Raw genomic sequence first — 8,381 nt, forward strand, 5'->3', positions numbered from 1 at the left:
ATCACCCGGCATTCACCTGCGCGGCGACCGCCTCGACATGGTCATAGACGTAGAAGTGCCCGCCGTCATACAGCGACACGGCGAAGGATCCGGCGGTGTGCCTTCCCCACTGCGCAAGCACGCCGGCGGTGATGCGGTGGTCATCATGGCCGCCCAGTACGTGAATGTCCGCGACGACGCACACATCGGGGCTGGGTTCATATCCGTTGAAGGCTTGGTAGTCGGCGCGCACCGCGGTGGTCAGCAGTTCGGAGAACTCTTCGTCGGCAAGCAGTTCGGGGTCGGTGCCGCCCAAATCGGCGATATCGGCCAGCAGCCCATCGTCACTGGTCGGCAGTTCAGGCATGTCGGCGACGACGCATGGCGGCGGACCGGCCGATACCCAGAGCTTCTGTACGGCCACGCCGTGCAGTTCGGCGACGCGGGCGAACTCGAAGGCGACGACGGCGCCCATGCTGTGCCCGAACAATTTCAGCGGCGCGACGCTGGGCCATGGCGCGGCCTGAAATAGGCTGACGGCCAGGTCATGGACGCTGTCGTGAGCGGGTTCGGTGAGGCGGTCGGCCCGCTGCGGGTACTGCATGACGTAGGTGTCGCTGCCGGCGGCCAGCGCCGCTGCCAGCACCCGGTAGCTCGCGGCGGCCGCGCCGGCGTGCGGAAATATCACGGTGGCACCGGTGGATGATCCGTTGCCGCGGCCCGGGGTCAGCTTGATCCAGGACGGGAACGTGGAAGACACGGTGATCAGATGATTCAATGTCATTGCGCCATATACGATTTTGCGGGCTGCCGAGCGGCCGCCAGAACCGATTCGGCGTCCATGCCGATGACTTCTAGGTACAGCTCGGCGACCTGGTCCAGCCGGCCGGGGTCGTTCTCGCCGGCGCTGAGCACCGCCGCAAGCGCCGACACGGTTGGGTTGGCGAAGATGTCGGCGACGATGATGTCCGGTGCGTCAAGCCAGGCCCGAATCCTTGCCACCGCCTGCGTGGCGAGCACCGAATCGCCGCCGAGTGCGAAGAAGTCGTCGTCGATTCCGACGTTTTCCCGGCCGAGCAGATCGCCGACGATCATTGCGAGTGCGGATTCCAAGTGCGTCGACGGGAAGCGGTGGCCAGGCCGCTGGGCTTGCGAGACGGCGGTTTCCAATTCGCGTACGACGGCCCGCCGGTCGAGCTTTCCGGCATCGGTGAACCCGATCCGCTCCACCACCGTGATGTGGCGCGGGACCATGTGCGCGGGGACCAGGTCACCAAGACGCTGCCGGATCCGCTCGGCGGTCAAAGAGGCGTCGTCGGTGCACACCTGCGTGGCGAGCACGTCGGATTCGCCGGATACGGCGATCAAGGCGGCCACCGCCGTCCGCACCCCGGTCACGCGCCGCAACGCGGTCTCGATCTCGCCCAGCTCGACGCGATAACCGCTGATCTTCACGCGGTGGTCGGCGCGGCCGACGAATTCGAGGGTGCCGTCTGGCCAGTAGCGCACCAAATCGCCGGTGCGGTACCAGGTTCGGCCGTCATGCTCGACGAAGCGTTCCGCGGTGAGATCGGGACGTCCGCGGTAGCCGCGCGCGATGCCGCGGCCGGACACCCAGAATTCCCCGGGGACCCAGTCGGGGCAGTCAGCGCCGGTGTCATCGACGACGCGGCAGGCGTTGTTGGGAAGGGGGACACCGAAGGGCAGCGCAGTCCAATCCTCCGGTATCGCACCGGTTACCTCGAAAATGGTGTTGTGCACCGGGGTTTCGGTCGCGCCGCCGAGGCCCGCGAAGCGAAGGTTCGGCGCTTCGGCCCGTAGACGGCGTACCACCTCGGGTCGCACCCAGTCGCCTCCGGTGGGGATGACCCGCACCGAGGACAGCCGCCCGCGGCCGACTTCGACCAGCATCTCCAGCCAGCCGGGCATGAAGTGCAGCACCGTGACTTCATGCGTGTCGATGAGCCGGGCCCAGGCGTCGGGATCACGCCGCTGCGCTTCGTCGACCACCACGATGGCCCCGCCGGTGCGCAAGGTGACGAACACGTCCATCACCGAGATGTCGCCTTCCAGGGTCGACAGTGCAAGGCACCGATCCGCAGGGCCGATCTCGAAGTGGCGACCGATGAACTCCACCGTGTTCATCGCCGCGTCGTGCGTGACTTCAACGCCTTTGGGTTCCCCGGTGGAACCCGAAGTGAACAACACGTAGGCAAGCTCGGCGGGATCTACTCCCACTGAAGGATTCTCAGTACCGGCGGGAGTGTCGCGAAGCACCTCGGCAAGTACCAGTTCGGGCACCGGAAAGGACAGGCGTTGTCCGCCGCACACCAGCGCCAAGCTCACCCGGCCGGTTTCGAGGATGCGCTCGGCGCGATCACGCGGCTGGTCGACGCCGATCGGCAGGTAAACGGCGCCGACGGACAGGATGCCCAGCAACGCCGGAATCTGCTCGGCGGTTTTCGGGCCCATCACCGCGATGGTGTCGCCGGCGGAAATGCCGGCGGTGCGCAGCCCCGCGGCCACCGCCCCCGCCTGGTCGCGCAGTTGCGCGTAGCTGAGGTCACCGGTACTCGCGAGCACCGCCGGGGCGTCCGGCTGCTGCTCGGCTTGCCGAAAGAACCCGTCGTGCAATGCTTCTCCGCTGGGTTCGACGGTGCGAGCGTTGGCCGCCTCCCGTACCGCGCGCTGTGCCTCCGGCAGCGCCGAGGGGCCCAGCGCGTCCCACGCGTCGTCGGCGGAGGCCAGCCGGTGCAGCTCGTCGATGTGATAGGCGAACATGGAGTCGATGACACCCGACGGGAAGATGCCTTCGCGCACATCCCAATTCACCAGGACTCCGCCATCGAACTCGGTGACCTGCGCGTCGAGTAGCACCTGCGGCCCTTGGGAGATGATCCATCCCGGCGTGCCGAGTTGGCCGGTCACGTCGCGGCTGAACAGTTCGCCGAGCCCCAACGCGCTGGTGAACACCACCGGCGCGAGCACCTGGGTACCGCGATGGCGGCTGAGGTCGCGCAGCACCGACAGCCCGGGATAGGCGGAATGGGCGGCGGCCGTACGCATCGCGTCCTGCACCACCCGTGCCCGCGCCGTCGCGCTGTTTGCGCCGACGAGATCGATGTCGAGCAGCAACGAAGAGGTGAAGTCGCCAACCAACGCGTCGACGTCCGGGTGCACAGCCTGGCGTCCGAACAACGGAACGTTCAGCAGAAAGCGCGAGGTGGTCGACCAGCGGGCCACGGTGTTGGCGAATCCCGCGGCCAGCGCCATCGCCGGGGTGATGCCGCGCGCTTGGGCGCGGGCGAACAGCGCATCGCGGGTTTGCGGGTCCAGCCAGTGCCAGCGCCGGGTGCTCTGGTTCGCGCCTCGGCCACCGGTCGACGGCAAAGCGGGCGGATCTGGCAGCGCCGGGAGGCGCTGCGCCCACCACGCCCGGTCGGCCTCGCGCGCCGGCTGCGGCTGTGCGTTTTCGACCTCGATGGCTTGGCGGTACTGCCGGTAGGTGTACCTCAGCTCGGGCAGGTCGCGGCCGCCGTAGAAGGCGGCCAGATCGGCCATCAGGGTGCGATAGCTCATCGCGTCGGCGGCCTGCATGTCCAGGTCGACATGCAGCCGCGACCGCTCTCCCGGTAGCCGCGTCAGCGCCAATTCGAACACCGCCCCGTCGAGCTGCTGGTGTGATTTGGTGTCGCGGATCGCGGCGAGCCGCTGCTCGACCTCGCCGGTGCTCAGCGAGCGCAGGTCCTCGACGCTGACCGGGAAGTCGCCGCTCTCGTCGGCCGGGGTGATGCGCTGCCTCCCGTCGGGCAGGAACCGCACCCGCAGCATCGGATGACGACGTGCCAGAGCGGTGGCCGCCGTGCGCAGGCGCTCGGCGTCGATCGGACTACAGTCGAACTCCACGTAGAGATGACCGGCAACCCCACCCAGCTGCTGGCTGTCATGACGACCGACCCACATCGCGTGCTGCATCGGGGCCAGCGAGAACGGCTCGTCCTCCCCGGCTAGGTCGGCGTCGCCGGCAGCCTCGGCGGTGAGGATCTGCTGGTCGGTGCCTTGCCCGCCGGCGTCGAAAAGCCGGGCCCAGGCTTCGATGGTCGGGGTTTCGGCCAGCGCGGCGAAGTCGACGGCGATGCCCTGGCGGCGCCAGCGGCCGGCCAGCGTCATGATCCGGATGGAGTCCAGGCCCTGGCCGATCAGGTTGCTACCCGGCTGAACTGCATCGGCGTCGACGCCGAGCAATTCGGCCACCTCCGCCCGGATGCCCTCCGAGCGTGCCGAGGCGTGCACCACAGACCCTCCCTGATTAGCACAGGCTGCCCTAAATTTTTGGTTACCCTATCCTTACTCCCTGCGTCCCCGCTACTAGCCCCGTCTGAAGCCCCCGCTAGAGGAGCCATGAGCCCGAACACACCGCACCCGCCGGTCGGAGTCCTCGACGGGTTCGTGCCGTTCCCCGCTGACCGGGCCGCCGCCTATCGAGCGGCCGGCTACTGGACTGGACGGCCCCTGGACACGATCCTGAGGGACGCGGCCCAGCAATGGCCCGACCGGATGGCCGTCCTCGACGCCATGGGCGACACCGGCATTACTTATGCGGACCTCGACGACCAGGCTGACCGCGCGGCAAGTGGACTCCTGCGCGTGGGTATCGCGTCGGGCGACCGGGTGTTGCTGCAGTTGCCGAACGGCTGCCAGTTCGCGGTGGCGCTGTTCGGGCTGCTGCGGGCGGGAGCGATCCCGGTGATGTGCCTGCCCGGCCACCGGGCCGCCGAGCTGGGGCATTTCGCCGCGGTCAGCGAGGCCACCGGGCTGCTGATCGCCGATACCGCAGGGGGTTTCGACTATCGGGTGATGGCGCGCGCGCTGTCCGGGGAGCACGCCGTGCTCAAGCACGTCATCGTTGACGGCGACCCGGGACCGTTCACCTCATGGACGCAACTGCGCGATCAGGCGGCCACCGGCACGCCGCCACCGCCGCCCGACCCGGGATCGCCTGCGCTGCTACTGGTTTCCGGCGGCACCACGGGGACACCCAAGCTCATTCCCCGCACCCACGACGACTACGTTTTCAACGCGAAGGCCAGCGCCGAACTCTGTGGGCTCACCCCAGACGACGTCTATTTGGCGGTGCTGTCGGCCGGCCATAATTTCCCGCTGGCCTGCCCGGGCTTGCTCGGCGCGATGATCGTGGGCGCCACGACCGTTTTCGGCACCGATCCCAGCCCCGAGGCGGCCTTCGCCGCCATCGCACGCCACGGCGTCACGGTGACCGCCCTGGTGCCGTCCTTGGCCAAGTTGTGGGCGCACGCCTGCGATTGGGAACCCGTGACACCAAAGACGTTGCGGCTCTTACAGGTTGGTGGCGCCAAGTTGGAACCCGAGGATGCCCGCTTGGTGCGCAGCGCGCTGACCCCGGGCCTGCAGCAGGTTTTCGGGATGGCCGAGGGGCTGCTGAGCTACACCCGGCTCGACGATCCCCCAGAACTCACCGAACACACCCAGGGGCGGCCGTTGTCGACCGACGACGAACTGCGCGTCGTCGATGCGGAGGGCGAGCCGGTGACTCCGGGCGAGGAAGGCGAACTACTGGTCCGCGGGCCGTATACCTTCAACGGCTACTTTCGCGCCGAGCGTGACAACGAACGCGGTTTCGACCCCGACGGATTCTTCCGCAGCGGTGACGTGGTGCGGCTGCGCAACGACGGCTATCTGGTGGTGACCGGCCGAGTCAAAGACGTGATCTGCCGCGGCGGAGAAACGATTTCCGCGGCAGACCTCGAGGAGCAGATGCACAGCCACCCGTCGATCTTCTCGGCCGCCGCGGTCGCGCTGCCCGACCCCTACCTGGGCGAGAAAATCTGCGCGGCTGTGGTTTTCAACGGCGCCGAGTTATCACTGGCAGAATTGAACGGCTATCTCGACGAGCGTGGCGTGGCCGCGCACGCCCGCCCCGACGTCCTGGTTGCGATGACGTCACTGCCCACCACCCCGATCGGCAAGATCGACAAAAAGGCCATCACCGCCCAGGTTTCGGCGCAACAAACACACGCGCGACGTTAACGCTGCGCGCTTTCCCGCCGTCCGATCGGGGTCGCGATCACCCCATCGCCGTGTAGAGGCCGGCCAGCAAGCCCGCCGTGGTCCCGAAGTCCATGCACTGATCGGTCACGGACTGGCCATAGGTCAGTTCGCCGCCGAGCGATTGGGCGCCGGCCACCAGGAAGCTCTCCAGCATCAGACCGGCGATACCGCGCTCGCCCGCCGCGATGCGTGCGGTCATCTCCGCGGTGACCTCGGCCTGCCGCACATGGTCTTTGACGGAGTTGGCGTGTGAGCAGTCGATCATGACCTGCGCCGAAAGCCCTGCGTTGCTCAGCAATTCGATGGCGGTGGTCACCGAGGCGGTGTCGTAGTTGGGCCCGGCGGTGCCACCTCGAAGGATCACGTGACAGTCGGGATTGCCCACGGTCTCGACGACGGCCGCGCGACCGACGTTGTCGGTACCGAAGAAATGGTGCGCTGCCGCAGCGGCTTTGACGCCGTCGATGGCGACCTGGATGTTGCCGTCGGTCCCGTTCTTGAATCCCACCGGCATCGACAGCCCGGACGCCAGCTGACGGTGCACCTGCGACTCGGTGGTCCGGGCGCCGATCGCGCCCCAGGCGACGGCGTCGGCGATGTACTGCGGACTGGTGGGCTCCAGGAATTCACATCCCACCGGCAGGCCGACATCGATGATGTCGAGCAATAACCCACGCGCAACGCGGATCCCACGTTCGACGTCGAAGCTGCCATCCATGTTGGGATCGTTGATGAGTCCCTTCCAGCCGATGGTGGTGCGCGGCTTTTCGAAGTAGACCCGCATCACGATCTTCAGTCGATCCGCGTACTCGGCGGCGATCGGCGCAAGCCGGCGTGCGTAATCGAGCGCGGCGACGGGATCGTGCACCGAGCACGGGCCGACGACCAGTAACAGCCGGTCGTCACCACAGGCCAGGATCGTCGAGATCTCGTCGCGATCGCGTTGGACGGCCTGGGCACGCCGAGCCGTCAACGGCAGCTCGGTGCGGATCACGGCCGGAGCCGAGAGTTCCCGGAACGAAACGATCCGATGATCGGACGTATCGATAGTCGCGGTGTCGCAATTGGCGATGGACATGGAGGGTGTGTGCCTTTCTCTGCTGGCTCCCAGGGCACGCCCGCTGGTTCCCGATGCCCTGAAAAACAAAAAGCAGCGACCTTATGGTCACTGCTGGGCCCCGGGTATCAGTCGTGCGGTTGCGTCAACCAGACGCTGCATCGCTGGCTCCACCCGGAGCCACGATAAAGCGCCAATACGCGCGCACGCCGATGTTCATGTCGGCGAAGATACCACGTCGGCGCGGGACCGCTAAAACCGCGCTGTGAACGGCGGGCGATTATGTGCTGGGCGCGAGTTCGCCTTGTTCGTCATCGCGTTCGCTCGTCCCGCCGGCTCGGTGCCCGGTTTCGGCGGACCGCGGATGATCTGACCGGCGCCAAAGGTGTGGCTCGGTGGCAACCGAGGTCGCAGCTGGTAGCGTAAGCGGCACTGTGAGGTTCGGATTTGCAAAGCCTTCACGGTGGTCACGACAATCGGTGTCAGCCATCGTTGCTGCCCTGGCTCTTCTCGCAGCTGTGCTGGGTTGCGGATTTTTGCGGGCCGCGACGACAACCGATGCGTTGCCAGAGGCGGTGGCATCATCGACCAGCCCGGTTTCCGGCCCGACACAGCTCACCAACGACTCGGTTCCTGTCCGTCGTCTTGGCGTTGGCTCCACCGTGAACGATGATAAGGCGTTCAAAAGTGGCGGCCTAAAGCGTGATCGGGCAACCACTTTGGCGCTTTCAACGCCACGCTCACCCGGATCTGTGGTACCCCCGACGGTCGGGATTATCTGGTCTCAGCAGCGAGTCGATGCGCCCGCTCGTGCGCCGGCGTCAACCTGCCTTGACCAGAATCTTTTGATTCGATTCTGCGTCGCCCGCTGCTGATCAGGCTCGGCAGTTCCTCGGCGCGCAACGCCATTGCGGCAGGTTAAACCCTAGCCGCCATGGCTGATCCGCTTGTCGCGGACAACTGCACCGATGCGATCTTCGGCTATCGGAGTCGGATTTGTCCGAAACCGGCGCATCAGTTCGCCGAAATCCGAGGTCAACCGCGAACCGCTTTGGCGACTTTCAATCACTCACAACTTGCTTCAACTGCTGACCAGATGTTGTGTGCGACGCCACCAACGTCAATCCGGCGTCATCAAGGTCAGCCTCACAGGCACCAAGAATTAGGGATAGACATGGATTTTGGCGCATTACCACCAGAGATCAACTCCGCTCGGATGTACCTGGGGCCCGGCCCGACGACCCTGCTGGCTGCCGCC

5 protein-coding genes are annotated in these 8,381 nt (G+C 66.7%); 2 read left to right on the forward strand and 3 right to left on the reverse strand.

From position 1 onward, the window contains the following. Nucleotide 1 precedes the first annotated feature (1 nt). Together VFW69_RS16340 and VFW69_RS16345 are read right to left on the reverse strand one after the other, a co-directional pair. Complete coding sequence (locus VFW69_RS16340; protein ID WP_526502545.1) at nucleotides 2-763, reverse strand: thioesterase II family protein; 762 nt, start codon at nucleotides 761-763, stop codon at nucleotides 2-4. Next, on the reverse strand, nucleotides 760-4,275 hold the full coding sequence (locus VFW69_RS16345) for a non-ribosomal peptide synthetase (RefSeq protein WP_526502546.1): 3,516 nt from the start codon (nucleotides 4,273-4,275) through the stop codon (nucleotides 760-762). The genes VFW69_RS16340 and VFW69_RS16345 overlap by 4 nt, the downstream gene beginning before the upstream one ends. Before the next feature lie 105 nt (nucleotides 4,276-4,380). Here VFW69_RS16345 and VFW69_RS16350 point away from each other — a divergent pair, with 105 nt between their 5' ends. After that, nucleotides 4,381-6,045 carry a (2,3-dihydroxybenzoyl)adenylate synthase gene (locus tag VFW69_RS16350; RefSeq protein ID WP_526502547.1) on the forward strand — a complete coding sequence of 555 codons (1,665 nt, stop codon included), beginning with the start codon at nucleotides 4,381-4,383 and terminating at the stop codon, nucleotides 6,043-6,045. A gap of 37 nt (nucleotides 6,046-6,082) precedes the next feature. Here VFW69_RS16350 and VFW69_RS16355 read toward each other — a convergent pair whose 3' ends face one another. Continuing rightward, nucleotides 6,083-7,144, reverse strand: a complete 1,062-nt coding sequence (locus VFW69_RS16355; protein WP_526502548.1) for a 3-deoxy-7-phosphoheptulonate synthase — start codon at nucleotides 7,142-7,144, stop codon at nucleotides 6,083-6,085. 913 nt (nucleotides 7,145-8,057) lie between these two features. On the opposite strand from VFW69_RS16355, the gene VFW69_RS16360 reads away from it, so the two are divergent. Further along, on the forward strand, nucleotides 8,058-8,381 hold a 324-nt coding region (locus tag VFW69_RS16360; protein ID WP_526502549.1), incomplete at its 3' end, for a PPE domain-containing protein.

Origin of the sequence: Mycobacterium sp. (assembly GCF_036273375.1) — a bacterium.
GTDB lineage: Bacteria > Actinomycetota > Actinomycetes > Mycobacteriales > Mycobacteriaceae > Mycobacterium.